Source organism: Salinimonas marina, from assembly GCF_015644725.1.
Taxonomy (GTDB): domain Bacteria; phylum Pseudomonadota; class Gammaproteobacteria; order Enterobacterales; family Alteromonadaceae; genus Alteromonas.
The window spans coordinates 3,277,494-3,302,536 of sequence record NZ_CP064795.1; the positions used below are offsets into that span (position 1 = coordinate 3,277,494).

Annotated in this window: 22 protein-coding genes and 2 pseudogenes; 19 read left to right on the plus strand and 5 right to left on the minus strand. The window is 52.6% G+C overall.

Annotation, left to right across the window (positions count from 1 at the left end; translation table 11 throughout):
• Positions 1 to 120: 120 nt before the first annotated feature.
• Entirely contained in the window at positions 121 to 2,130 is a 2,010-nt protein-coding gene (locus tag IT774_RS14695) for a transglycosylase SLT domain-containing protein (RefSeq protein ID WP_232365011.1), read from the minus strand.
• Between the two features lie 443 nt (positions 2,131 to 2,573).
• On the opposite strand from IT774_RS14695, the gene fadB reads away from it, so the two are divergent.
• From fadB to IT774_RS14725, 6 genes are all read left to right on the plus strand, one after another.
• Positions 2,574 to 4,724 (plus strand): fatty acid oxidation complex subunit alpha FadB, encoded by a 2,151-nt coding sequence (gene fadB / locus IT774_RS14700; RefSeq protein ID WP_195810427.1) that lies wholly within the window; start codon positions 2,574 to 2,576, stop codon positions 4,722 to 4,724.
• Positions 4,725 to 4,742: 18 nt separating this feature from the next.
• Positions 4,743 to 5,906, plus strand: a complete 1,164-nt coding sequence (gene fadA / locus IT774_RS14705; RefSeq protein ID WP_195810428.1) for an acetyl-CoA C-acyltransferase FadA — start codon at positions 4,743 to 4,745, stop codon at positions 5,904 to 5,906.
• A gap of 174 nt (positions 5,907 to 6,080) precedes the next feature.
• Positions 6,081 to 6,599, plus strand: a complete 519-nt coding sequence (locus IT774_RS14710) for a phosphoglycerate mutase family protein (RefSeq protein WP_195810429.1) — start codon at positions 6,081 to 6,083, stop codon at positions 6,597 to 6,599.
• Positions 6,600 to 6,638: 39 nt separating this feature from the next.
• Entirely contained in the window at positions 6,639 to 7,040 is a 402-nt protein-coding gene (locus IT774_RS14715; protein WP_195810430.1) for a DUF1801 domain-containing protein, read from the plus strand.
• A gap of 148 nt (positions 7,041 to 7,188) precedes the next feature.
• Positions 7,189 to 8,022 (plus strand): PhzF family phenazine biosynthesis protein, encoded by an 834-nt coding sequence (locus IT774_RS14720; RefSeq protein WP_195810431.1) that lies wholly within the window; start codon positions 7,189 to 7,191, stop codon positions 8,020 to 8,022.
• A 52-nt stretch (positions 8,023 to 8,074) separates the two neighbouring features.
• Positions 8,075 to 8,548, plus strand: coding sequence for an NYN domain-containing protein (locus IT774_RS14725; protein WP_195810432.1), 474 nt, complete (start codon positions 8,075 to 8,077; stop codon positions 8,546 to 8,548).
• A 190-nt stretch (positions 8,549 to 8,738) separates the two neighbouring features.
• Here the strand turns inward: IT774_RS14725 and IT774_RS14730 are convergent, their stop codons facing one another.
• Positions 8,739 to 9,929, minus strand: a complete 1,191-nt coding sequence (locus IT774_RS14730; protein ID WP_232365215.1) for an NRAMP family divalent metal transporter — start codon at positions 9,927 to 9,929, stop codon at positions 8,739 to 8,741.
• A gap of 420 nt (positions 9,930 to 10,349) precedes the next feature.
• Between IT774_RS14730 and IT774_RS14735 the strand changes: the two genes are divergently transcribed.
• The 8 genes from IT774_RS14735 to IT774_RS14770 all read left to right on the plus strand — a co-directional run bounded on the left by IT774_RS14735 (position 10,350) and on the right by IT774_RS14770 (position 15,775).
• Positions 10,350 to 10,679, plus strand: a complete 330-nt coding sequence (locus tag IT774_RS14735) for a DMT family transporter (RefSeq protein WP_195810434.1) — start codon at positions 10,350 to 10,352, stop codon at positions 10,677 to 10,679.
• Between the two features lie 301 nt (positions 10,680 to 10,980).
• Positions 10,981 to 11,358: a VOC family protein gene (locus tag IT774_RS14740; protein WP_195810435.1), complete on the plus strand. Its 378-nt coding sequence runs from the start codon at positions 10,981 to 10,983 to the stop codon at positions 11,356 to 11,358.
• A gap of 16 nt (positions 11,359 to 11,374) precedes the next feature.
• A complete protein-coding gene (locus tag IT774_RS14745; RefSeq protein ID WP_195810436.1) occupies positions 11,375 to 11,962 on the plus strand; it encodes a DUF6151 family protein in 588 nt (195 codons plus the stop codon).
• Positions 11,963 to 12,124: 162 nt separating this feature from the next.
• Entirely contained in the window at positions 12,125 to 12,913 is a 789-nt protein-coding gene (locus tag IT774_RS14750) for a glycosyltransferase family 2 protein (protein ID WP_195810437.1), read from the plus strand.
• Complete coding sequence (locus IT774_RS14755; protein WP_195810438.1) at positions 12,910 to 13,674, plus strand: glycosyltransferase family 2 protein; 765 nt, start codon at positions 12,910 to 12,912, stop codon at positions 13,672 to 13,674. The genes IT774_RS14750 and IT774_RS14755 overlap by 4 nt, the downstream gene beginning before the upstream one ends.
• 139 nt (positions 13,675 to 13,813) lie before the next feature.
• Positions 13,814 to 14,278: a hypothetical protein gene (locus tag IT774_RS14760; protein ID WP_195810439.1), complete on the plus strand. Its 465-nt coding sequence runs from the start codon at positions 13,814 to 13,816 to the stop codon at positions 14,276 to 14,278.
• Positions 14,279 to 14,520: 242 nt separating this feature from the next.
• The gene (locus IT774_RS14765) at positions 14,521 to 14,868 is read left to right on the plus strand and encodes a hypothetical protein (protein ID WP_195810440.1); all 348 of its coding nucleotides are present in this window, start codon (positions 14,521 to 14,523) and stop codon (positions 14,866 to 14,868) included.
• A gap of 214 nt (positions 14,869 to 15,082) precedes the next feature.
• Positions 15,083 to 15,775: a YitT family protein gene (locus IT774_RS14770; RefSeq protein WP_195810441.1), complete on the plus strand. Its 693-nt coding sequence runs from the start codon at positions 15,083 to 15,085 to the stop codon at positions 15,773 to 15,775.
• Positions 15,776 to 16,037: 262 nt separating this feature from the next.
• Here the strand turns inward: IT774_RS14770 and IT774_RS14775 are convergent, their stop codons facing one another.
• Complete coding sequence (locus tag IT774_RS14775; protein ID WP_195810442.1) at positions 16,038 to 16,817, minus strand: ZIP family metal transporter; 780 nt, start codon at positions 16,815 to 16,817, stop codon at positions 16,038 to 16,040.
• A gap of 56 nt (positions 16,818 to 16,873) precedes the next feature.
• Positions 16,874 to 17,953: an alanine racemase gene (alr, locus tag IT774_RS14780; RefSeq protein ID WP_195810443.1), complete on the minus strand. Its 1,080-nt coding sequence runs from the start codon at positions 17,951 to 17,953 to the stop codon at positions 16,874 to 16,876.
• A 187-nt stretch (positions 17,954 to 18,140) separates the two neighbouring features.
• Here alr and murQ point away from each other — a divergent pair, with 187 nt between their 5' ends.
• From murQ to IT774_RS17055, 5 genes and pseudogenes are all read left to right on the plus strand, one after another.
• Positions 18,141 to 19,064: an N-acetylmuramic acid 6-phosphate etherase gene (murQ, locus tag IT774_RS14785; protein WP_195810444.1), complete on the plus strand. Its 924-nt coding sequence runs from the start codon at positions 18,141 to 18,143 to the stop codon at positions 19,062 to 19,064.
• A gap of 4 nt (positions 19,065 to 19,068) precedes the next feature.
• The gene (locus tag IT774_RS14790; RefSeq protein ID WP_195810445.1) at positions 19,069 to 20,214 is read left to right on the plus strand and encodes an exo-beta-N-acetylmuramidase NamZ family protein; all 1,146 of its coding nucleotides are present in this window, start codon (positions 19,069 to 19,071) and stop codon (positions 20,212 to 20,214) included.
• Between the two features lie 62 nt (positions 20,215 to 20,276).
• A pseudogene (locus tag IT774_RS18090) lies at positions 20,277 to 22,096 on the plus strand (FAD-binding and (Fe-S)-binding domain-containing protein); the annotation flags it as partial.
• 398 nt (positions 22,097 to 22,494) lie between these two features.
• A pseudogene (locus IT774_RS18095) lies at positions 22,495 to 22,581 on the plus strand (hypothetical protein); the annotation flags it as partial.
• Positions 22,582 to 22,788: 207 nt separating this feature from the next.
• A complete protein-coding gene (locus tag IT774_RS17055; RefSeq protein WP_218958978.1) occupies positions 22,789 to 23,091 on the plus strand; it encodes a hypothetical protein in 303 nt (100 codons plus the stop codon).
• A 5-nt stretch (positions 23,092 to 23,096) separates the two neighbouring features.
• On the opposite strand, the gene IT774_RS14800 is transcribed toward IT774_RS17055, so the two are convergent.
• Positions 23,097 to 24,854, minus strand: a complete 1,758-nt coding sequence (locus tag IT774_RS14800) for a glycoside hydrolase family 3 N-terminal domain-containing protein (protein WP_195810446.1) — start codon at positions 24,852 to 24,854, stop codon at positions 23,097 to 23,099.
• Positions 24,855 to 25,043: the final 189 nt, after the last annotated feature.

Sequence of the window (25,043 nt, forward strand, 5' to 3'; positions counted from 1 at the left end):
TATGGCACACGGGGACAAGTTTTACTTTTTCAGGTCCCCGGCCGGGCGCAAATACGGTCTAGCTTACCATGATTTTGGTGACGGACCGAAACCGCCGGCCGGCCCTACCTTACCGCAAGCTTAACGAGGCGCCAGCTGCAGCTGGTTGCCGCTACGTTCAATTTGCGTAGCAGCCGGAATATCCCCCGCCGCCAGTTGCTCAAATAACCGCGACGGCGTGCCCAGCTGATGCTCATAAATATAACGGTACGCCATCACCGCCTTCACATAATGCCGGGTTTCTTTATAGGGAATGTTTTCAATCCAGATATCCGTGGCAATCTCCGCATTCGCCGGCAACCAGTCCAGCACTTTACGCCATCCGGCATTGTATGACGCTGATATCAGTACCGGGTTATCCGCTAACTTGTCTCCCAGATAACGTAAATACTGTACCCCGAACTGCAGATTTTGTTCTGGTTCGAACAGCACTGAACGTTTCAGATTTTTCTTGGCCAGATACTGGGCGGTGCCGGGCATCAGCTGCATCAGACCGGTGGCACCGGCCGGCGAGACCGCATCTGCCATAAACGAGCTTTCACGGCGAGCTATCGCCATGGCAAAGGCAGGCTGTATATCGTAGGTTTTGCCTACCGCCGAAAATTGTGAGGCATATGCCAACGGAAACCGCTTCTCCACATCATTAAGATAGCCACTGCGGGTGAAGCTGATTATGGATTGATCATACCAGCCCCATTCACTGGCAATGAGGGCCGCATCTTTAAGCTGCGCAGTATCCACATGAGTTAACAGATAATGCCACTCTCGTCGTGCTTCAAACTGGCGCCCCAGCTGTAAAAACTCATAAGCACGTTGCGCTGCCGGATGGTCGGCCACCTTATTTTTTTGTGCCGAAGTCCGGGTCACCGGCTGATGCAATAATTCGGGGGTAACCCCCGCCCGGGCACTGGCCATGAAGCCGTAAAAATGCCGTTCGCCGGCCAGCTGGGTAAATAAGGTTTCAGCTTGCTGGGTTTTGCCCAGGGCTGCCAGACTGCGGGCGCGCCAGTAGACAAAATTATCCGACTGCTGAACTTGCGCCGGCGCCTGCTCAATCAGCGCTAAAACCCGATCCCAACGCTGGTGGCGTAGCAAATAGGCCATGTGCCAGCGCTTCACATCCTGCCGGGCACCTTTTACATCGGCTTTTTCCAACCATGCCAACGCATCGGGATGGTTATCGATGGCCTTACTCAGCGCAATAGCCCGATGCATACCGTGTAAATCTTCCTGATTAAACAGCTGTTTACGTTTCCAATAATGATAAGCGCGAATGGCTTTGTCTGGCGCCTGCCAGGCCAGCTTTTTGATGCCATACACCAGCATGCGGGCTTCTTCATTTTTGTGGTCCAACGGAAACCTGCGATATTTCAGGACATAATCAGGCGCATTACGTACCGCCAGCCACAGGTCGGCCAGGTAACGACTGGATTTCGGGAGTTTTTTCTGTAAATAAGGCACCAGCCGGGGATTACCCGAGATCGCCGCCTTACGAATCCGGCCAATAATCAGGTTATCACTGAGCATCCCTGCCGCTTCCCATTGTCGAAAAATAGGATCGCATTCATTGGGCTGAGATTGACCGCTAAGCCAGATAGGTTTTACTTTATTCAGCCAGTATTTGGGGTTACTCGCCGCCTCCAGCTTATACTGCAAATACTGACAGGTAATGGTCGCGCCCATGCCCTCACGATAGTTGGCTAAAAATGCTGACTTATGATCGGTTTCGGCCAGATAACGCAACCATGAAGCACGAAGTCCGTAACTGGCAGGCTGCCCCGCATAGGTGGCAAGAAATGTTTCGATTTGGGGGCGCTGGCTAATATTCAGCTCGCGATATAACCGCTGACGCACCAGATAAGGATACAGTGGGTAGTCCTTTAAGCTGGCAATGTCATCGTCAAGACGACTAAGCTGGGTGCGCGCGGTAGCACGCAAGGCTGTTTCTACCTGTTCAAACTGAGCGCGCAACTGTGCCTGGCCGCTATCAGGTAATACCTGAGCCTGGGCAGACAGGGTGAAGAAGGAACACAGCAAAAGCAGATTTGCGAAAACCGGGTTTGCCCTGAAGATGTATTTGCCAAACTGCATAAATGCCATCCCTTTTGAAAACCAACAACTTTGTGCTTTGCACTTTTGCATGCAAAACATTACCACATGAGGGCATTACCCTCTATTCTGTCTGTTATGCACAAGTATAGACAAAAAAAATAGTGCAGACAGTGATGAAGAAACCGCCGTAGACAGGCACGTATCAAAAACCGCTTCAGATACGTGGCGGGTCGGTGTTTGCAACAACTCTGGCAGCTCAATTATACGCCAGATACCCATAATTTCGAGCTTGAATTGTCAATTGAGCACCACCATCTGTAAAATAAATTGAAACACGCGTTTGAATTTTTGTTGAATTTTTCGTTTGGTTTGTCAAAAATCAACGCACCCTAACGCGTTAATGCAAAACAGCACTTCCCCTGATAAGTAGGATTTGGCTGTACCCACATTAACAATCCGGCCATCGCCGAAGGAGAAATAGAATGATATACGAAGGCAAAAGTCTGGCAGTCAGCCTGCTGGACGATGGTTTTGCTGAACTGGTATTTGATGCCAAAGGTTCAGTTAACAAATTTGACCAGAGCACGGTAACAGAGCTGGATGAAGCCACGGTAGCCCTGGCTAAACGCGATGACGTAAAAGGCTTGATGGTACGCAGCGCAAAATCTGCCTTTATCGTAGGTGCCGATATTACTGAATTTACCTCCATGTTCAGTCTGTCAAAAGAAGAAATTAATGATTGGGTGGCGAAAACTTCACAAGTATTCGATCGATTTGAAGATCTTCCCTTCCCTACCATCGCCGCCGTGAACGGCTTTGCGCTGGGGGGAGGCTGTGAAATGGCGCTGGCCTGTGATTTGCGTATTGCGGATACCACCGCTGCCATTGGCTTACCTGAAGTCAAGCTGGGCCTGATGCCGGGCTTCGGTGGCACAGTACGTCTGCCACGTATCATCGGCGCTGACAATGCGCTGGAATGGATGACCACAGGTAAAGATCGTAAAGCGGATAAGGCCCTGGCAGAAGGTGCTGTAGATGCCGTGGTCGCCCCGGAAAAACTACAAAGCGCTGCCCTTAGCATGCTAAAAGATGCGGCCAGCGAAACCCTGAAGTGGCAACCACGCCGTGCTCAGAAAAAAGCACCACTGACATTGAATAAAAATGAAGCCATGATGGGCTTCTCCACCGCCGCGGCGATGGTGGCATCGATGGCTGGTAAACACTATCCTGCTCCGCACCTGATGGTGGAAACGGTTAAAAATGCGGCGTCTAAAGATCGCGAGGGTGCATTGAAGCTGGAAAATGAAGGCTTTGTTACCCTGGCCAAGACCGATGCAGCACAGGCACAAATTGGCATTTTCCTGGCCGATCAGCTGGTCAAAAGCAAAGGCAAAAAGATGGCCAAAGCTGCCACCAAAGAGCAAAAGCTCAGTGCGGTGCTGGGGGCTGGCATCATGGGCGGCGGTATTGCTTATCAAAGTGCGGTTAAAGGCACCCCGGTTATCATGAAAGACATCAACCGTGAGGCGCTGGATTTGGGCTTGAAAGAAGCCGCAAAAATCCTCGGTAAAGGCATGCAAAAAGGCAAAGTGGACGCGACCAAAATGGCCACCACCTTAAATGCTATTACCCCCACCCTGGATTACAATACCCTCAAAGATGCTGACCTGGTTATTGAAGCCGTGGTGGAAAATCCGAAGGTTAAAGCATCGGTCCTTAAAGAAACCGAGCAAACCGTGGCTGACGACGCCATTATTTGTTCTAACACCTCGACTATTTCCATCGATACGCTAGCCCAGAGTCTGGATAAGCCTGAGCGTTTCTGTGGTATGCACTTTTTCAATCCGGTACACCGCATGCCGTTGGTGGAAATTATCCGTGGTGAAAAAACCTCAGACGACACCATTAATGCCGTGGTAGCCGCTACGTTGAAAATGGGCAAAACCCCGATTGTGGTAAATGACTGCCCGGGCTTTTTGGTTAACCGGGTCCTGTTCCCTTATTTTGCCGGCTTTAGCAAGCTGGTGCTAGATGGTGCCGACTTTGCCCAGGTCGATAAAGTCATGGAAAAAATCTTTGGCTGGCCGATGGGCCCGGCGTACCTGCTGGATGTGGTAGGCATGGATACCGCTAATCATGCTTCGGACGTGATGGCCGAGGGCTTTCCCGAGCGTATGAGCAAGCTCACTAATGATCCGGTGACGCTGATGTACAATGACGAGCGTTATGGTCAGAAAAATGGCAAAGGGTTCTATGAGTATGGTACCGATAAACGCGGTCGTCCGACTAAGAATGCGGCTGAACGCGCCTATCAACTGATTCACTCAGAAGCCGCTCAGACCCAGGAATTCGACAAAGACGAGATTATTGCGCGTCTGATGATTCCGATGGCCAACGAAACCATTCGATGTCTGGAAGAAGGCATTGTGGGCAGCGCTGCTGAAGCAGATATGGCGCTGCTGTACGGCATCGGCTTCCCTCCCTTCAGAGGAGGTGTATTCCGCTGGATTGAAACTATGGGGGTCGACAAATTTGTCGAACTGGCCGATAAGTACGCGCATTTGGGACCGCTGTATGAAGTCACCGATGGCACCCGCGACATGGCTGCCCAAGGCAAATCGTACTTCGCTTAACCCCTTAGGAGAAAAAACATGAAAGATGTAGTAGTTATTGATTGTATTCGTACCCCCATGGGTCGCTCCAAAGGCGGGGTATTCAGAAACGTGCGGGCAGAAACGCTGTCTGCTCACCTGATGAGCAAACTGCTTGAGCGTAATCCTGGGGTTAACCCGGCTGAAATTGAAGATATTATCTGGGGCTGTGTACAGCAAACCAAGGAACAGGGCTTTAATATTGCCCGCAATGCGCAGCTGCTTACCGATATCCCCCGTAGCACCGGCGCGGTAACGGTGAACCGTCTGTGCGGCTCATCAATGCAGGCATTGCATGATGCCGCTAAAGGCATTATGACCGGCAACGGTGAGGTCTTTATGATTGGTGGGGTTGAGCACATGGGTCATGTGCCTATGAACTACAATCTCGACTTTCATCCGGGGCTAGCCAAGCATACGGCCAAAGCCTCGGGCAACATGGGCATGACTGCCGAGCTGCTGGGCCGTCAGAACGGTATCACCCGCGAAATGCAGGATGCCTTTGGCGCCCGTTCTCATCAGCGTGCGGCACTGGCCCATGAAGAAGGCCGCTGGGCAAATGAAATTGCCCCGATTGAAGCCCATGATGCCGATGGCGCATTGAAAGTTATTGATTATGATGAAGTGATTCGCCCGGAAACCACGGTGGAAACCTTAGGCGGTCTGCGTCCGGTATTTGATCCGGTCAATGGTACGGTAACCGCGGGAACTTCTTCGGCGATTTCTGACGGCGCCTCAGCCATGTTGCTGATGTCAGCCGACCGGGCCAAAGCCCTGGGGTTGAAACCCCGCGCTAAGATTCGGGCAATGGCAGTCTCAGGGTGTGATGCCGCCATTATGGGCTTTGGTCCGGTACCGGCGACCCAAAAAGCACTGAAACGGGCCGGTATGACCATGGATGATATCCAGCTGGCTGAGTTTAATGAAGCATTTGCGGCGCAGGCGCTGTCATGCATCAAACAGCTGGGCTGGCTGGATAACTATGATGAGAAAGTTAACCTGAACGGCGGCGCGATTGCCCTGGGCCACCCGCTGGGCTGCTCAGGAGCTCGTATCAGCACCACCTTGCTTAACCTGATGGAAGCAAACGATAAGTCTGTGGGCCTGGCCACCATGTGTATCGGTCTGGGTCAGGGCATCGCGACCATTTTTGAACGCGTATAAACACCTGATTTTCGGCAGGTCGCGTTAAAGAAGCCAGTCCGGTATGCCGGGCTGGCTTCTTTTTTTGGTCAACCAGCATCAGTACGCTATTTTTTACAAATTAATTTGCTTTGGTGCCCTCCAGTTTGGTTATATTCATTATTATGAATTGTTACCGGTACCAAGGACCTTGTTATGTGGTTAAGTTTTGTTCGGGCTTGCTGCGGTGCAGCGCTATTATTCACACTGCCAGGATTTGCTGAGCCGGTTAAATCCGTGTATCTGATTCGCCATGCAGAAAAGGGGATCACCGAAGGACATAGCCGGGATCCCCAGCTAACTGAATGCGGTCAACAGCGCGCCCAGGCGCTGGCGGGCTTTTTTAAATCCGTACCCTTGCAGGCCATTTACAGCACCGATTATCAACGTACCTTACACACCGCCGCCCCCATCGCTTCGGCCCAGCAGCTTGAGGTCAGACAGTATGACCCGAATCAGCTTGAACAATTTGCCCAAACTCTGCAGCAGCAGCCAGAGCAAAACATTCTGGTCGTCGGACACAGTAATACCACGCCCACTTTGGCCAAACATCTTACTGGCAGACCGGTAGCCGCGCTTACCGAAGCCGACTTTGACCGGCTCTATCAGGTACTCCTGACCCCGGCCCAGCCTCAGCTGAATGTGTTTCGTCAAACCTTCCGATGTGCCGGTTAAACCAGTTGTTTGTATCTGATTTTAAAAAGGTGAATGCTCATGACCACCAACAAAACTCAGCCAACCACAGCCAGTGTTGAGCAGTTTCTTGCCCAGGTAGAACATCCTGTGCGTCGCCAGGATGGCTTTACGTTATTGCAGCTGATGAAACGTATAAGCGGTCAGCCGGCCGTGATGTGGGGGCCTTCGATTGTTGGCTTCGGCGCCCATGAATATACGCTGGCCAGCGGCACCACCGGTACCATCTGTCAGATTGGTTTTTCTCCCAGAAGCAACGCGCTAGTGCTGTACCTGGGCAGTTTTAGCCAGCGACAAGCCTTGCTGGACCAGCTGGGTAAGCACCGGCGCAGTAAAGGCTGCATTTATGTCAACCGGCTTGAAGATATCCAGATGCCGGTACTTGAAGCCTTATGTGAACAGGCTTATCTGCACGGCAACTAACCACTGACAATGGTGCCTGAAGGATGGGTCCCTGAATAATGGGTGCCTGATTACCGGCCCCTTCCCCGGTAACCTTGTATGAGCCTGTTGCCGGGGTAGGCTACCAGCTGTATTGTCTTTTTGACCACCAAGGGACCTTTTTTCTGCTATGGAATTAAAGCTCGATATTATTAATGCATTTACCGATACCCAGTTTAAAGGCAACCCGGCCGCGGTGGTCATCACCGATACCCCCTTAGCTGTCGGGTTAATGCAAAACATTGCCAGTCAGAACAATCTTTCAGAAACCGCCTTTTTATGTCCTGCCACCGCGCAGCAGCCTGGATTACCGACAGCGGCCGACTATACCATTCGCTGGTTTTCGCCGGTTTGCGAAATTGACTTTTGCGGGCATGCGTCGCTGGCATCAGCCTTTGTGGTGTTTTCCCGCGAGCCGCAGCGCACCAGGCTAAGTCTTTATGCAGACGCCGTAGGCGTGTTTGAAATCACCCGCCCCGACCCGACTTCTGATCCAAAGCAGAAACAATTTGAAATGATGTTTCCCAACCGTATGCCACACCAGCTTGCGACGGTTCCCGAGGCATTGGCAGCGGGGCTGTCACTGCCACCTTCAGAAGTGTGGCAAAACACCCAGGCTTATTTTGCGATCTATGAAGATGAACAACAGATTTATGCACTGACCCAGCAGCCAACGGTGATAGCACAATTAGCGCCGCTGGATGTGGTGGCAACCGCGCCGGGCACCGACTACGATTTTGTGTCCCGGTATTTTTGGCCGTCTAATGGTTCCGATGAAGATCCGGTAACGGGTTCTATTCACACCGGACTGGCACCGTTCTGGAGTCAACGTCTTAACCAAGCCTGCCTGCATGCTTATCAGGCTTCAGCCCGCGGCGGTCAGCTGAATTGTCGGGTCACACCGCAAAAGGTATACATTCGCGGCGCGGCCGTGCACTATTTAACAGGCACCATTTCGGTGTAGGCGGTGGTAGAGTCATCGGCAATATGGCGGTTATAAAGGAAAGGATTAGTGAATGCCCAAGGTCAGTGTGTTTGTGGATGTGCAGAATGTGTATTACACCACCCGAAGTAGTTTTGGCAAAAATTTTGACTACAATCGATTTTGGGCCAAGGTTAGCCAGCAGCACACCATTACCCAGGCTTTTGCTTACGCCATCAATAAAAATGACGAAAAGCAAAAGCAATTTCAGAATATTCTGCGTGCTATCGGCTTTGAGGTAAAACTAAAGCCTTTTATTCAGCGTGCCGACGGCTCCGCCAAAGGCGACTGGGACGTGGGTATAGCGGTCGATATGATGGAATGCGCCGCCTACAGTGAGGCCATGATTCTGGTTTCCGGCGACGGTGATTTTGATATTCTGGTGACCCGCATTCAGCAAAAATACGGTATTCCGGTTGAGGTTTATGGCACCCCGGCCCTGACCGCGGCCAGTTTGCAACAGGCCGCTACCCGCTTTATCCCCATTGATCACGAATTACTGCTGTAACACGTCTGTGGCCGCCGGCCCGACGCAGGCATTAGTCATTCGCCCGACCGCGGCCAGCGCGGGTGACGGAGCCGGCGCTTAAGAAAAGGGTTGACGCCGTACCTCCACACTCTTAGTGCTTTTCGACTGCCAACGCTGTCGCTGCGGTGCTATTGCGAACGCTCATTCTGGCACAGGCACACTGCTGAATTTACCAGGCTAGTTTCCACCATAAGAACAGCGCCAGAAAGCCGAACAAATACACCAGACCCAGATAGCTAAACAGGGTCAGTAAGGGCCCGGACCTTACTTCCGGCGCCAGCGGGGCGCGTTTTACCAAACGATGATTAAGCCAGGCAAACATGGGGGTGGTGATAAAGGCCAGGGTCATGGCAAAACTCAGCATCGCCAGTAAGGCTGATTTGAAAAACAGCACAATAATAAAGCTCACCACCGCCACGATAAGCAAAATTATGGCGAAGAAACCATGCGAAGCCTCGGTTTTACCTTTGGCCAGCATCAGCGCCTCAGCCACTGCCCGGGAGTAACCATCATAGACCGTTAACGCCGAACCAAAGATACATAAAAAGGCAATCAGCGCGATAAGGGACTGGGACCATTCACCAATCGTACTTGCATACATACCCACCAACTGTTGCGCAAACCCGATGCTGCCAGTCGCCAATGCCTGAGGGCTACCATGTAAAACCAAGGCGCCTAACGACAAAAATACCAGCGCCAGAATGACAGTAGTAAAGTAGCCAAGATTAAAATCAAACATGGCCGAACGTGGGGTGACATCGGCCTCTTTACACTGGCGCTTTAGCCACAGTGAAGTAATTGCGGATATTTCTATCGGTGCCGGCATCCAGCCCATGGTGACCACCAAAAAGCCGATGGCGGCCAGGGTCCAGGGCGACGGTGAGACATGGTCAGCCGGGGCGACCGGGCCATTGCTGAACGCCACCGCGGTGGCGGCAACGGTGGCAATCACCAGTAAAATCATAATTACTTTTGCCACATTATCCAGCGCTTTAAAGTGCCCGGCGAGCAAAATAAACAAGATGGCCGCCAGCACGATGGCGCACATAATCGGCAGCGGCACCGCCACGGGCAGAAAATAACTTAACAGGCTGGCTGAAAACATCAGCAGCGCCGCCGCATTGACCACCGCTGATAGACTGTTCAGCCCCAGGGCCACCAGCAGGTATCCTTTGCCCATCTCCAGATAGCCGGTCTGCAGGGTTTTATGGGTGCTGATGGTATAACTCACTCCGGCCCGAAAAAACGGATACTTTAATAAGTTCACCATCAATACCAGCAAGGCCAGCTGCCAGCCAAATTTTGCCCCCGCCTGGGTCGAGGCAACCAGGTGGCTGCCACCAATGGAGGCGGTTGCCATCAATATACCCGGCCCCAACAAACGAATAAGACTGCCCAGTGTCGACTGCGCTTCGTTGACTGCTTTTTCCACTGCGACTTCCTTCACCGGTTTAATTAATATTTTGTAAGCTCTAGCATTGCACTTTCACCAGGCAGGTTCAATTGGGGTGTAAACAACTTGTTGCATAATTTCAAAAATACTCGCTCGACCGCTTATTTATTCGCCAGTTTGATGGACTTGGGCTTTTGAAGAACAGCAAATACCGGCTTTGCCCTCACACCTTGTGGGGTTGCTGAGCAAAATTACTGAGCAAAGTTACTTAACAACGTTACTTAGCAATATAGTTCCGGCTACCTCAGCGTCTGGCTGAGCAATGCGCCATTGTCTGTGTGGGTGTTACAGTAGTGGCCTGGCATAATGACGAACCCGGAACACAACATGAGCTATGTCTATTTAGCAATTGCAATCTGCGCTGAGGTGCTAGGCACCCTGGCATTAAAAGCCTCACAAGGCTTTACCCAGAGCCTTGTCAGTACCGTATGTGTTATCAGTTATGCGGTGGCGTTTTATTATTTATCGTTGGTGATAAAAACCCTGCCGGTGGGCATTACCTATGCGATTTGGTCGGGTGCGGGGATTGTGCTGATTACCGCATTGGGGGCACTGTGGTACAAAGAGGTGCCGGATGCAGCGGCGCTCATAGGCATGGCGTTTATTCTGATGGGCGTGGTAATTATTAATCTGTTTTCCAACACCGCGATGCACTGACAGAAAGTAACCGCGAGGGTACAGCCTGCCCCACCCCCAGGTGTTTAGGCCTCATCAATACGGGTTATTGGCATTGCCAGGCTTTTGGCGTATGGTGGATTTTTGGTCGTGAATTAAACAATCCTGAAATTGCTGCTATCACTTTGACCCCTATTGTTATGAATGCTGTATCAAATCAGAACAGGTTGGTCATGACGAAGGCGGAGTGATGGGAGCAGTGTGACGGGAGCATACCGAAGCGACCCTAACCGTGGTGGTAACGCAGAGACTAACTGCCCACCGCTTTGAAAGGCCAGGCACCATGCAAAAAGTTACCGGAATTGGCGGACTTTTTTTCCGCGCAAAAACTCCGTCGGAATTAGCTAAATGGTACGAAACTCATTTAGGTGTGAGTCAGGTACCCACCACTTACGAAGAACCCGGCTGGCAGCAGCGCGCCGGCACCACGGTATTTGCTCCTTTTGAGCAAGCCACCGACTATTTTGGCGACCCAGACAAGGTGTGGATGGTCAACTTCAGGGTGGAAGATCTTAACGCCATGGTGCAACAGCTTCGTAATGCCGGTATTGAAGTGGATGTGGATGAAGAAACTTATCCAAATGGTCGTTTTGCCCGCCTGTACGATCCCGAAGGAAACCCTGTCGAACTCTGGGAGCCGGCCACGCCCCAGGGTACGTAACCACAAAAGGAGATGTATGAACCACCCTCTTGCCTGCGAATGCAAAAGCCTGCAAGGCTATGTTAAGCCGGGCGGCACCTGCAATCGGTTGCTGTGCTATTGTAAAGATTGTCAGGCCTTTGCCTATTATCTTCAGGCCAGCGATCGTGTGTTAAATGTGCAGGGCGGTACGCATTTAGTGCAACTTTCGCCACGCCGCGTTGTATTCACCGAAGGACAGCACCAGCTAGCCGCCGTGCGGTTATCACCCAATGGTTTATTGCGGTGGTATAGTCGCTGTTGTAACACGCCGGTGGGAAATACCCTGGCCACGCCCTCTATCGCTTTTATCGGGCTTATCGACAACATCTTAACCCCCGCCGCGATCCCTACCGACTTTCCTGGCAAAATGGCGGTGGTGCATACTGACTCTGCCCAGGGATCGCCAAAGCCCAAACCCAAAGGCTTGCCAGGCACAGTGTGGCGTATGGCCACTATGGTTGCCAAGGCGCGGCTGGCAGGCACCCATAAAGACAATCCTTTATTCAACAAGGCGGGTGAGCCTATCGTCACACCGACGGTGTTAGACAAGGCTGAGCGAGCGGCGCTACCGCCCTACCGCTGAGCATAGGCTCGCCCGTCACGAATAAAGACACACCAGATCGCAGTGGCGAATTGATTCGTGCTACAGGCCTGTGTAAAACTATCTGCATCTATTACGACCTAATTCCCGGCTTGGCGGTTTATCCCTGCAAGTTCTGGTAACACATTGTTGGCAACTACAAAAATGAAAAGACGCCCCTTATCCTGCTTTTTAATTGTACGTAACGAAGCTGATCGAATTGAAGCCTGTTTAGAAGGGTTAGCCGGATGGGTCGACCAACTCATCATCCTGGATTCTGGCAGTACCGACGAGACCGCCCAGCTGTGCCGCAAGTATACCGATGAGGTCTATATTACCGACTGGCCGGGCTATGGCCCGCAACGAAACCGGGCTCTGGCGAAGTGCCACCACGAGTGGGTATTGAACCTGGATGCGGATGAAAACATGACCCCGTCACTGCGACAGGAAATCGATCAGGTACTCAGTGAGCCAGATTTGGAAGCCAATATTTTACGCCTGCCCTGGCAAACCTATTTGTTCGGCAAGCCTTTAAATCACGGGCGCTATTCCACCCCCCAGGGCAAACTGTTTCTGAATAAAAACGGTGCCCAGTTTAAAAATTCTCAGGTGCATGAAGTATTACAGATTGCGGATCCCAAAGTGCGCACCCTCACCCAGCCCCTGAAACATTTTAGCTGGCGCACCTACCAGCATTTACAGGAAAAACACCTCAAATACGCTTGTATACTGGCCGCCGAGAAACATGCAAAAGGTAAAACCGGCTCACTTAGCTATGCTTCGTTACGGTTTATGACCGATTTTTTGCAGCAATATATTCTGCGAGGCGGCTTTTTAGATGGCAAGGCCGGCTTTTTTATGGCGCTGGTGCTGGGCCAGTATGCCTTTCATAAATATGCTGCTCTGGCAGCACTGCAGATGCAGACTGACACCGAACAAGGGTTGTCGAAATGAACACCCCGATAAGTGTTTTTCTGGTGACCTGCAATGAGGAGCAGGCGCTGGCCGAGGTATTGTCTTCGGTGGCTATGTTTGACGAAATTGTGGTGGTGGACTCTGGTTCCACTGATGCCACGGTGGACATTGCTAAAGCCCATGGGGCTCGTGTTGTGCATCAGGAGTGGCTGGGATTTGCCAAGCAAAAGCAGTTTGCCATGCAGGCCTGTCAAAATGAATGGTGCTTTAACCTGGATGGGGATGAGGTAGTCCCTGAACATGTAGCCCGCGCTATTCAGCAGCAGGTCAACAGCGGCGAGGCCGCCGGTCTGCGCGTATTTTTTGAAGATTTGTTTTTAGGCGCGCCCATGCATCCGGCGGCGCACAAACGCTCTATTGTCCGGGTTTTTCAAAAATCAAAAACACACTACCCGATGGAGCGACTGGTACATGAAAATGTCCGTATCGAGGGCAAGGTGGCACGGGTGCCGGGCTGTATTATTCATTATGGCTACAATGATTTGGCCACTTACATGACCAAACAGAATCGCTACTCCTCATTAGGTGCCAAGGAAAAATTCGCCCGCGGCAAAGCCTGGTCACCGGTGAAACTGGTCCTGGTATTGCCGCTGATGTTCATCAAAGAATATTTTTTGCGCAAACATTTCTTATCCGGCTTTAGGGGTCTGATACATGCCAGCATTGATGCCATGTATGCGTTTTTAAAAGAAGCAAAATTGTACGAACTGCATCGGCAGCACAAAACCCAGTCAAAATAATCATTATTTCAGTCTAAAGTTTAGTTTCTTTTTTAATCTGGCTGCTCTAGGTTTAGCATAAGCACAACAGTCAGGAGACGGCTCAAACTGTTCTTGCCGGGAGAACCTCTGGCCTGCATGCAGAACTACGAGTCTTGCTATGGATAGCATTAAAAAAGTACAGTTATTGTCCGGATCCAGATGGTGGCCACTGACTATGACGGTCCTGGCCGCTACCGGGACGTGTCTCTGGTATGTCGATGCCCCGGCCTGGTGGTGGCTGTTCCCCGGCGGGCCGGGTGTATTGGTTGTTCTCGGCTGGGCGCTGTCCTGCCGACAGCAGCAACAGCAACCTGAGGCGCTTGGTAGCCCATGGCTGCGACTACGTTTTCACGGCGACAAACTGTGGATTGATAAAAACAGTTATCCTAAAGCCAGTATCGACATGGTGGTGATGGGCAAACATCATGGCCGGGCCTGGTTACAGATTTTATTTCACGATAACACTACGGAGGTAGCTCAGTTCAGTTTTGCAGAGCTATACTTTCCGGCGGTTGAAGCATTTTTGCGCCTGCGATTACCGATGGCCACCATCAATGTGATTTCCGAGCCTCCGGCACGTTAACACCACGGGGCCGGAGCATTTCAAAAATGTAACCTGGTCAGGTATTGCTACAATTTTCAATTAATAACAATAACTTAAAGCCAGGTATAAACAAATGTTGTCAGATGCAGGCTGCTATTGACTAGCAGCAGTGGCCACTCTGCTTGTAGGTCGGTGACATACATGCAATGGTGTACAGGATTTGTACAGCGACAGCTTACTGTCGTGCACAATGCGGTTTTGAAGTAAAAAGAGGGCAGACTATGTCTTTTTATCTTAGCATCAGTGCCAGCCTGTTCGGCCTTTATGTCATCATTAATCTGTGGGCCATGCATTCACGCCGGCTAAACCGGCCGGCTTATGTATTAACCGAATTTGACAGCATTGTCGGCGTTCGTCATAACAGCTTGTCGCGGCTGTCTGCCGGTTTTACTACCTTTGTTGTGAAGCACCATATTCGTCGGATTCAGGTTACCCGGGAATGTCTTACCCTGTTCACTGACACTGATGAATGTGTCGAAATCTGGCTTTGTGAAGAATATCTCACCTCCAATGCGACCCATGCGAAAGGTCTGTTTCCTGAAGCAGAATTTGTGCGGCTGCCAGCATAGGCAGGCAGCCCTATGGTTTGGCCCCCAGTTTAATAGCTAGCTTTCACACCCCTCACACAAGCTGTTTACGTTTTTGCTAAAAGTCGTAAAGTCTGGCTACCGAAGCCGCCGATCGTCCTCCACTTTACCTCGCCTGACTGACTATTTTCTCAACACAGGCTGCGTATAATTGGCCCGTCTTTTGAACCGCGTTCATTTACAGGTTTTTTTAATTATGCAAAAAGCAAAACACAGTTTTGTCGAAGATCTCTTTGCGCTGATGTGTGCCGGCTTGTTTGTCACGTTCGGAGTACACCTGTTTCAGTCGCAGGATTTAATGGTGGGCGGAGCGGCCGGTCTGGCGCTGTTAGGCACCCATGCGTTGCCGATGGATTTTAGTGTATTGTTTTTTTTGGTTAACCTGCCTTTTTATGCCCTGGCCTGGACCCAAATCAGCAAACGCTTCACCATCAATACCTTTATCTCAGTGACCACCGTTTCAGTATTGTCGGATCAGTTACCCCGATTTGTGGATATTTCACACGCAAACCCTATTTTTACGGCTGTATTTGGCGGCCTGTTGATTGGCACGGGGATGCTTATCATGTTCCGCCATAGCTCCAGTCTGGGCGGCGTAGGAATTTTAGGATTTTACCTGCAAGCCCGCTTCGGGGTGCGCGCCGGCATGTTTCAGCTCACCGTCGATACCCTGATATTAGTGAGTGCGCTGGCCTTTATTGCCTGGCCCCTGGTACTGATTTCTATTCTGGCAGCATTTTGTCTGAATTTGGTATTATCTTTGAATCATCGTCCCGAACGCTACGCGCCGGCAGAGCGCAATAAGCCGGTTAAATCACCAACCAGTAGCGATTCAGTAACGGCATCGAGCGCTGAAATGACAGCCGGTATGCAGCCTCAGAACAGTTAATCGCCGGGCTGTATGTCAATTATCTGCACCCATAAAAAATCCTGGCGATGGCCAGGATTTTTTTATTGAACCGGTTTGGGCGCGGTTTTGGGTTTCGGTTTTGAAAACATGCCCCGACTGACCCGACCTCTGGAATAGGAAGTGCGCATAATGGCCCTATAGTAGTAAGAGAAAATGGTGTACTAAGCCCGCTTTCAAGCTTAAATCAGCCATGACTATACGCCGGCGTGAGGTAACTTTCTCTTAGCCTTTTGGCTACCGTCTACAGGCTGGTATCCAGCAGCATCATAATGACAAAGCCAATAAGTAGCGTAAATGTCGCCAGGTTTTGGTTACCATTATTATGGGTTTCGGGGATTATCTCATCACTGATCACAAACAGCATGGCCCCTGCGGCAAAGGCCAGGGCCCAGGGCATCAATACTGCCGCAGACGATACCGCTGCCGCGCCAATCAGCCCGCCTACCGGCTCCACCAGCCCCGACAAAATACCAATCATCGCTGATTTTCCGGCGCTGTAACCCACCGACAGCAACGCCACTGCCACTGCCAGCCCTTCGGGAAAGTTTTGTAACCCTATGCCAATGGCTAAGGTCAGACCATTTTCCAGCTCGCCGCCGGCAAAACCTACGCCTACGGCAAGCCCTTCGGGAAAATTATGCAGGGTAATTGCCGTAACAAACAGCCAGATACGTCCCAGCTTGTAATTGTCACCGCCTTCGCGACCGGAAATAAAATGTTCATGGGGCACATACTGATGGATGGCAAACAGCGTAAATGCGCCCAGCAAGGTCCCTGCGCCCACAGCAAGGCCACCCAGGGTATCAGACTGATAATCGCTGCTGGCGTATTCCAACGCAGGCAACAGCAACGAAAAAAATGTCGCCGCCAGCATAATACCGGCCGCCAGACTTAACAGGCCATCTTCCATCTGTCGGGACAAGCGACGTATCGCGAAAACACCCAGACTGCCGGCCGCCGTGCCCAAACTGGCACAAAAACTGGCGATAAAACCCATCCATATTACTTCACTGGCCGACATATATTCTCAATCTAATTAAAAAGTATTTCTTTATAGCCGGAGTCAGTGGGCTTGGTTCAGTTCAACGGGGCTGAATCTAGCACCCGGGGCACGCGCGCCGACACACGCGTCATCAGCTCATAAGCAATGGTTTGGGCATACCCGGCAATCTCATCAATCGCCAGCTTTGCGCCCCACAGCTCTACCCTGTCTCCCACTTTGGCCTGCCCGATATCCGTCACATCAATACACAGCATGTCCATAGAGACCCGCCCGGCCAGAGGAGCACGCTGTCCATGGACCAGCACCGGCGTACCATTGGGGCAATGGCGCGGGTAGCCATCGCCATATCCAATTCCCACCGTGGCGATGCGGCTGTCCCGTGTCGCCTTCCATGTCTGGCCATAACCCACACCCTCGCCTTTTGGCACCTGGTGCATAGCAATGATGCTGGCTTGCAGCGTCATGGCGGCGTGCAACACCACACCACTGGGCGTAGGGTAAACCGGGTTCGCCCCATACAGCGCAATGCCCAGGCGGTTCCATTGCGCATGCGTGGTGGGCCAGTGCAACATCGCCGGCGAATTTGCCACCGACAGTGGCAAGCCGACCTTTTTTGCCAGCTGTTCTATTTGCCGGGTCTGCCCGGTGGTAAACGGGTTGTCCAGTTCATCGGCGCAGGCCATATGCGTGACCATCACACTACGTTCGTTGAGTAAATGCCGGTACCGCTGAACTAAAACAGGTACACGGGTTATCTCCAGGCCAAGCCGGTGCATGCCGGTGTCTACCTTAAGCCATAAATCTACCGGGTGGCTGGCCGCATCAAGCCATTGCAGTTGCGCTTCGCTATGCGCCACGAGAGTAAGCTGGTGCTGACCGGCCAAATCGCAGTCCCGGGGCTCATGGGGACCTTCTAAAACCACAATAGGGGCGGTAATACCCTGCTGGCGAAGCGTCACCGCCTCTTCAGTAATGGCTACAGCAAAGGCGCTTACCTGCGACTGCAGGGTTTGGGCGGTAATTAATGCCCCATGTCCGTACGCATCCGCTTTGATGATTGCCATGGTGGAGCTGGCGGGGGCCAATGTTTTCAATACATTGATATTATGCTGGAGTGCTTGGGTATGAATAATTGCCCGGGTTTGTCTGCTCAAGATGAAATGCCAGTCTGCTTACCCACTAATTGGTGAATTATATTATCATGTTTTATCTACGCAAGAAGGCTTTGCCATCGCAACCACACAAACCGGTTCGCAAAATTATGCTATGGTGAATGCGCCCTGAGTGGTGACAGCCATCAGGAATTTTCTTTTTTTGGTTTGCCGACATACAAGGATCATCATGAGCAATCAGCACGCCGACATCATGCAACAGCTCAACGACCTGCTTTCTGAAGGACGAAATCCTGACACCCTGCATATCGATACTGGTTCCAGCCTGGATATTGTCAGTGCCATTAATCGTGAAGATCATAAAGTGGCACCGGCGGTGGCCACCCAATTGCCCGCGCTCGCCCAGGCGGTGGATCTTACCGAAGCGCAGCTGCGGCTGGGGGGGCGACTTATCTATATAGGCGCCGGCACCAGTGGGCGTCTGGGCATATTAGATGCGGTGGAATGTCGCCCTACCTTCAGCGTGCCTGACCATTTAGTCGTCGGCCTCATTGCCGGCGGCAAAACCGCCATCGAGCATGCGGTAGAGGGGGCTGAAGATAACCGCGCCCAGGGCGCCGCTGACTTAACGGCCATCAACCTGACTGCTAACGATGTGGTGGTGGGGTTGTCAGCCAGCGGGCGGACGCCGTATGTAGCCGGTGCTCTGCAATATGCCAGTGAACAGGGCTGTGGCACTATTGCCATTGCCTGTTCGCCAAATAGCCAGATTCTGTCGCTGGCGCAGATTGCTATTTGTCCACAGGTCGGGCCTGAAGCTTTAACCGGGTCCACCCGCCTGAAATCAGGCACCGCTCAGAAACTGGTGCTCAACACGCTATCTACCGCGGTTATGATCCGGCTGGGTAAAACCTATTCAAATCTGATGGTGGATGTGCACGCCAGCAACAACAAACTTCGGGCCCGGGCGGTGCGCATTGTTATGCAAGCCACCGACTGCGATGAGGCCAGCGCGCTACAGGCCTTAAAAGCCGCGAATGGCCAGGCCAAAGTGGCGATTCTGATGTTGCTGAGCCAGTGCAGCGCAGCACAGGCAGAACACACCCTGGCTCGACACCAGGGTGGATTGCGCGCGTCGCTGGAACAGGAATAAACGCATGTTAAGAGTCTGGATGCTATGGGTCATGCTGCTCGCCTGGGGCAGCCAGGTGCAAGCGATTACAGTGGGTGCCGAGCAACCCGGTAAATATCTGCCCCTGCTTGAGGGTAAACGTGTGGGCCTGGTGGTGAATCACACCTCCCGGGTCGGCGACACCCATCTGGTGGATTTTTTACTCGACAACAACATTCAGGTTGCGCAGGTAATGGCGCCTGAACACGGGTTTCGGGGTAAGCTGGGCGCGGGCGAAAAAGTCCATGACGACCGGGATCCAAAGACCGGCGTACCGCTATTATCGCTGTATGGCGCGACCAAAAAGCCTACCGCGGCGATGCTCAACGGGGTGGATGTCCTGGTGTTTGACATTCAGGATGTCGGCGCCCGTTTTTATACCTATATCAGTACCCTGCACTATGTTCTTGAAGCTGCCGCTCAATATCAGACCCCGGTTATTGTGCTGGATCGGCCCAACCCCAATGGCGCATTTGTTGATGGTCCGCTACGGGAGCCAGCATTTGCTTCGTTTGTAGGCGTGGATCCGCTGCCGGTATTACACGGCATGACCGTTGCGGAACTGGCACGTATGATTAAGGGAGAACAATGGATTGAGCAGGCCGACGAACTTCGGTTACAGGTGGTGCCGGTGGCCAATTACACCCGGGATATGTCTTACACATTACCGGTAGCGCCCAGCCCCAATCTACCCAACGACCAGGCTATTTCCTTGTATCCCTCGCTGGTATTTTTTGAAGCAACCCGCGTTAGTGTCGGCCGGGGCACCCTGCTACCGTTTCAGATTATCGGGCACCACCAGGTGCCGCTGGGCGCATTAACACTTACCCCACAATCCCGGCCCGAGGCACCTGCACCCAAGCTTAAAGGAAACACGGTTTATTTTAAGGATTTGCGCCAAAGCAATATCACCGGGCTGGACTTGAGTGTGTTGATCAACACCTATCAGATTTTCAAAAAAGCCGGCGAACCCTTTTTTGACCGGCCTGATTTTATGGACAAACTTGCCGGCACTGATGCCCTGCGCAAAGCGATTCTGGCAGGCCACGATGAGGCGCAGATCCGGGCCAGCTGGCAAACCGATCTGGCCCGCTTCAAACAACGCCGTAGGCCGTATTTGTTGTACCCATGATGCTGAGCGTTGTTGAAGGCAGGCGCCGGGTATATAGTGACCTTTTGCATTGACGATCCTGTATGGCTGACTCTATCAGCGCCAACTGGCGCAGTTTTGTAACCCAACTCAACAGTGTATTGCCCGCCGCCAGGCGAGTCACCGACCTGGCCCGTCGGGTGGCCTATGGTACCGATGCCAGTTTTTACACGCTGATCCCAAAGCTGGTGCTGTTCCCCAATACCACCGAAGAGCTACGTCGGGTACTGCAACTGGCTCAACGCTGGTCGGTGCCGGTGACATTTCGTGCGGCCGGCACCAGCTTATCGGGTCAGGCCATCAGCGATTCGGTGCTGATCATGCTTAATCATCACTGGCGCAATGCCTGGGTAACCGAAGAAGGTCGGCATATTCGTATGCAGCCTGGGGTAATCGGTGCCCAGGCCAATCGTCTGCTGGCCCCTACCAGACAAAAATCGGGCCCGATCCGGCGTCCATCAATACCTGTAAAATTGGCGGAATTGCCGCCAATAATGCCTCAGGCATGTGCTGTGGGGTGGACCATAATGCCTACCATACACTCGCGGGTATGTATCTTATTCTGGCCGATGGCAGCGAGTTGGACACCCACTGCGCCCAGTCCCTGAAAAAGTTTCGCTATAAACAAAAAGCGCTGCTGCAGGGGCTGGCTGACTTGCGCGACGAAGTGCGCCAGGACACAAGCCTTACGACGCATATACAACATCAGTTCAGACTCAAGAACACCATGGGCTATGGCCTGAATGCATTGCTGGATTATGACGACCCGGTGGAGATTCTGACGCATCTGATGATCGGCTCAGAAGGGACCCTGGGCTTTATTGCCGAATTATCCTTGCACACGATTGCGGTGGCCCCGGTTCGCGCCACCGGCTTGTATGTATTTGCAGATGCTAAGACCGCCTGCGCCCAAATTCCGCATTTGCAAGCCCAGGGGGCCGAAGCAGTAGAGTTGATGGACAGTCGCGCTTTACAGCGGGTAACCGGGCAACTGGCACTGGTGGGACAAGCCACGCTGGACGCTGGCTCGGTCGCATTGCTGGTGGATATCAGTGCCCCGTCACAAACCCAGCTTGAGGCCCAGCTTGAGGCCATTAATGCCGGTTTTCCTACCAGCCACCTACAGACGGTGTGCGCCTTTACTCAGGATTCCCAAACCATTGACCATCTGTGGCAGATTCGTAAAGGTTTGTTTCCTGCGGTTGGCGCCGTGCGGGCCCAGGGCACTACGGTGATTATCGAAGATATTGCCTTTGATTTAACTGACCTGGCAGCCGGTTTGCAGGCACTGAAGCAGCTTTTTGAGCGCTATGACTATGATGAAGCCATTGTGTTCGGCCATGCCCTGGATGGCAATCTTCATTTTGTATTCACCCAGCAGTTTGACACCCCCGCCCAGCGCCAACGCTATGATGCATTTATGCAGGATGTAGTGAGCCTGGTAGCGGGCCGCTACCATGGCACCCTGAAAGCTGAACATGGTACCGGTCGCAATATGGCGCCATTTTTAGTTCATCAGTGGGGGCCTCAGGCGGTGAGCATTATGCAACGGATCAAGCAACTGCTCGATCCCGGCGCCATTCTGAACCCCGGTGTTATTTTTAATGCCGACCCCAAAGCCCACCTGCAGCATCTTAAAACCCTGCCACCGGTGGATACCCTGATCGATAACTGTATTGAGTGTGGATTTTGTGAGCCTCAGTGTCCTTCCAGCGATCTCACGCTTACCCCCCGGCAGCGTATAGCCCTGATGCGCCGATTACCGTTACTTGAGCCTGATCAGCAGGCCACCATTGAGCGCCAGCAGGCTTATCTGGTGGATACTACCTGCGCGGCTACCGGCATGTGCGCCACCAGCTGTCCGGTAAACATAGATACCGGCGCCTGGGTTAAAAAACGCCGGGCCCGGGATAATCCGCAAGCCGCCGAGACCATGGCCCGCCATCTGGCAGCAACACATCGGGTGGCGCGCAGCTCGCTGTCCGTCGCCCACTGGGCCTCGCAGGTGTTGCCAGTCAAAGTATTGCCCGCGAGCACCAGGCTGGCCCGACGAATCTGGCCGACGCTGCCTGAATATTTTGAGGAACTCCCCAAAGGCGCCACCCCAGTTACCGCGTCGTCTGACACTTTTACCGATAAGGTTATTTATTTGCCATCGTGTTTAAACCGGGTTTTCGGGGCGGCCGATGACCAGCCGCCGTTGCCTGAGGTGGTAACCCGGGTTATGAACAAAGCCGGGTTTGAGGTGGTGATCCCCCGAATGTGGAGCAACAGTGCTGTGGTCAGCCATGGCGCAACAAAGGCAATCAAAAAGCCGCCAGTCGTTATGAACAGCAGCTCGAAAAATGGTTGCAACAGCATAACCCTGAGGGGCGCTGGCCGGTCATCACTGATGCCAGCTCATGTGCCCAACACTGTCAGCAAGGCAGCACCGAAAACAACGCGAATCAGGTCCAGGAGCTTACCGCCTTTGTGGTGCAGCATGTGCTTGAACGGCTTGAGGTTCGTCCCATCGAACAGCCCATTATGCTGCATACCACCTGCAGCAGTATCCGGTTGGATGGCGGTCAGTACTTACGGACGCTGGCCAGGATACTGTGTACTCAGGTAAGCGAGCCGGCCAATATTTCCTGTTGTGGTTTTGCGGGTGATAAAGGCCTGACTTGTCCTGAATTGACCGACAGTGCGCTGGCCTCATTACCGGTTCAAATCCCGGCCACGGCCACCTTTGGTGTCAGTAATAACCGTAGCTGTGAATTGGGACTAAGCAAAGCCGCTGGCATGACTTACAGCCACATTATGTATTTGCTGGATCAGCAAAGCGACCCCAAGCCCCGGATCTCCGCCACTGTGCTCTGATGCGCTTACTTTGCCGGTGGCAGCCTCACGCTTACCGGTGACGTTCCGCTAAATGCCATGTCGGTAAACACGCCGCTGGCCAGTGCCTCGAACACCGCGCCGTGCGGCGTCTTGTGTGAGGTGGTGTCAACATTATACCCGAAGGTAGCCAGTATAATATCGCTTACCGGGGCAAACTCGCTGGCGATATACGGCGCCCGTAGCGGCGCAAACACCGTGGTGATGCCCTGCTCCTGAGCCTGTTGCATGATTTGTTTAAGCCATTGGTGGCGCTGGGTCTGGCTACTGCGATCCCGCAGTATTGCAAGACTGTCCATGCCACCGGTTTCTGCCGCGGTATGCGGCGGACTGATGTCTGCCACCAATAAAATGTCGGTTGGTGCTGACAGCGGCGATGATTTCCCCGCAGGCAGCTGTAACGAGTGACGACATGCAAAGGTATGGCCCTTATCCAACCTTGAAACCGCGCCGGCCAGCGCCTGACAACGAGCAGTGTCAGGCATAATGGCACTAATATGCTGATTGTTTGCCAGCGGCAGCAATGACTGGCCCTGTAACACCGTGAGCGCGGCGTTGGCCAGTTGCTGTTCCAGCTGCCGGTTGTGGGCAGAGGGTAACTGCGCTTGTGCCGCCTGCAGCCGTTGCGCTAACGGGCGGGCGATAAAACGCTGCGCATGATATTGCTGTTTTACCTGCAAAATATGCCGGGCTGAGGCCTGCATCTGACTTCGGCTGAGAACATCCTGGTTAAGGGCCGCCATCACCTGCTGCTGAATTCGCTCAAACTCTTGGGTGTCGGCGGTATTACGAATCGAAAAGGGCATCAACGCAATATCAGCGCCAGCGGCATAGGTTTGAATCAGTGCCTGCGCCGGTGAGAAGAACTGGGCAATACCCGCCATATCCATAGCATCGGTTACAATCAGCCCGTTATAGTTGAGTTTGTTGCGTAGTAAACCGGTCAGGATTTTTTCTGATAAGGTTGCCGGCACCACGGTGTCCCCGCCATCACGGGTGGCAAGCCGGGTGTCATCTAAGGCCGGATACTGGATATGGGCGGTCATAATCATTTGCGGCGGAGCGTCGCTGTCGATGAGCTGGATGAAAGGCAACAGATCATCACGCAAAATCTGCTCAAGATTAGCGTTCACCCGGGGCAGCCCGGAATGGCTATCGGTATGCGTATCTCCGTGTCCGGGAAAATGTTTTAAGGCACTGATGATTTGTCGGCTCTGCAAGGCCTTGACGGTGGCATCGCCCAGGGCGGCCACCTGGGCGCCGGCTTCACCGTAGCTTCGTACATTGATGACCGGATTCAATGGGTTGCTGTTTACATCCACTGACGGCGCAAAATTGATGTTAAACCCCAATAAATTCAGCGTTTCGGCGATGCTGGCACCAACCTGTGCGGCAAAGTGTGTCTGATAACCACTGTGGGTGGCGCCGATTGCCATATTGCCCACAAACCGCGTGGCCATATGATCGGGTATACGGGCTACCCGGCCACCTTCCTGGTCAATAGCAATAAACAGCGGCGGCAAATCATGCTGCTGCATCAATTGCTGTAGTTCATAGTTAAGCGTGACCAGCTGCCGGGTGTTTTCTATATTCTGCCCAAACAAAATAACCCCGCCAATGGCATTGGAGACCAACAATTTTTTAATGGGATCGGTCAGGCGGGTCACGGGAGTGCAACATTGTGCTGCCGGCGTGTCATCGGCGCAGTAATAACGCAAATCCAGAATCATTTTCTGGCCCAGCACAAATTTATCTGAGCCAGGCTGGGGGCGGCAACGGCGGTGTTTATCAATAAAACAAAAAAGAATAATACAATACGCATAAGTGATAAGAGATTGATATTTGCCTAACTACAAAAATGCCTGTGCAATATTACAGACCACGATGCTTACACACGGCTTAGGAAAACACTAAAGGTCTGATGTTGGCAATCA

Excerpts from the sequence above, each read along its gene's own strand:
- IT774_RS14775 (WP_195810442.1), bottom strand. The coding sequence starts at position 16,817 with ATGTCGGCCAGTGAAGTAATATGGATGGGTTTTATCGCCAGTTTTTGT.
- IT774_RS14715 (WP_195810430.1), top strand. The coding sequence starts at position 6,639 with ATGACCACCAACAAAACTCAGCCAACCACAGCCAGTGTTGAGCAGTTT.
- IT774_RS14745 (WP_195810436.1), top strand. The coding sequence starts at position 11,375 with ATGAACCACCCTCTTGCCTGCGAATGCAAAAGCCTGCAAGGCTATGTT.
- IT774_RS14710 (WP_195810429.1), top strand. The coding sequence starts at position 6,081 with ATGTGGTTAAGTTTTGTTCGGGCTTGCTGCGGTGCAGCGCTATTATTC.
- murQ (WP_195810444.1), top strand. The coding sequence starts at position 18,141 with ATGAGCAATCAGCACGCCGACATCATGCAACAGCTCAACGACCTGCTT.
- IT774_RS14760 (WP_195810439.1), top strand. The coding sequence starts at position 13,814 with ATGGATAGCATTAAAAAAGTACAGTTATTGTCCGGATCCAGATGGTGG.
- IT774_RS14790 (WP_195810445.1), top strand. The coding sequence starts at position 19,069 with ATGTTAAGAGTCTGGATGCTATGGGTCATGCTGCTCGCCTGGGGCAGC.
- IT774_RS14725 (WP_195810432.1), top strand. The coding sequence starts at position 8,075 with ATGCCCAAGGTCAGTGTGTTTGTGGATGTGCAGAATGTGTATTACACC.
- IT774_RS14695 (WP_232365011.1), bottom strand. The coding sequence starts at position 2,130 with ATGCAGTTTGGCAAATACATCTTCAGGGCAAACCCGGTTTTCGCAAAT.
- IT774_RS14740 (WP_195810435.1), top strand. The coding sequence starts at position 10,981 with ATGCAAAAAGTTACCGGAATTGGCGGACTTTTTTTCCGCGCAAAAACT.
- fadA (WP_195810428.1), top strand. The coding sequence starts at position 4,743 with ATGAAAGATGTAGTAGTTATTGATTGTATTCGTACCCCCATGGGTCGC.
- IT774_RS14765 (WP_195810440.1), top strand. The coding sequence starts at position 14,521 with ATGTCTTTTTATCTTAGCATCAGTGCCAGCCTGTTCGGCCTTTATGTC.
- IT774_RS14755 (WP_195810438.1), top strand. The coding sequence starts at position 12,910 with ATGAACACCCCGATAAGTGTTTTTCTGGTGACCTGCAATGAGGAGCAG.
- IT774_RS14720 (WP_195810431.1), top strand. The coding sequence starts at position 7,189 with ATGGAATTAAAGCTCGATATTATTAATGCATTTACCGATACCCAGTTT.
- IT774_RS14735 (WP_195810434.1), top strand. The coding sequence starts at position 10,350 with ATGAGCTATGTCTATTTAGCAATTGCAATCTGCGCTGAGGTGCTAGGC.
- fadB (WP_195810427.1), top strand. The coding sequence starts at position 2,574 with ATGATATACGAAGGCAAAAGTCTGGCAGTCAGCCTGCTGGACGATGGT.
- IT774_RS14730 (WP_232365215.1), bottom strand. The coding sequence starts at position 9,929 with ATGGCAACCGCCTCCATTGGTGGCAGCCACCTGGTTGCCTCGACCCAG.
- IT774_RS14750 (WP_195810437.1), top strand. The coding sequence starts at position 12,125 with ATGAAAAGACGCCCCTTATCCTGCTTTTTAATTGTACGTAACGAAGCT.
- IT774_RS14770 (WP_195810441.1), top strand. The coding sequence starts at position 15,083 with ATGCAAAAAGCAAAACACAGTTTTGTCGAAGATCTCTTTGCGCTGATG.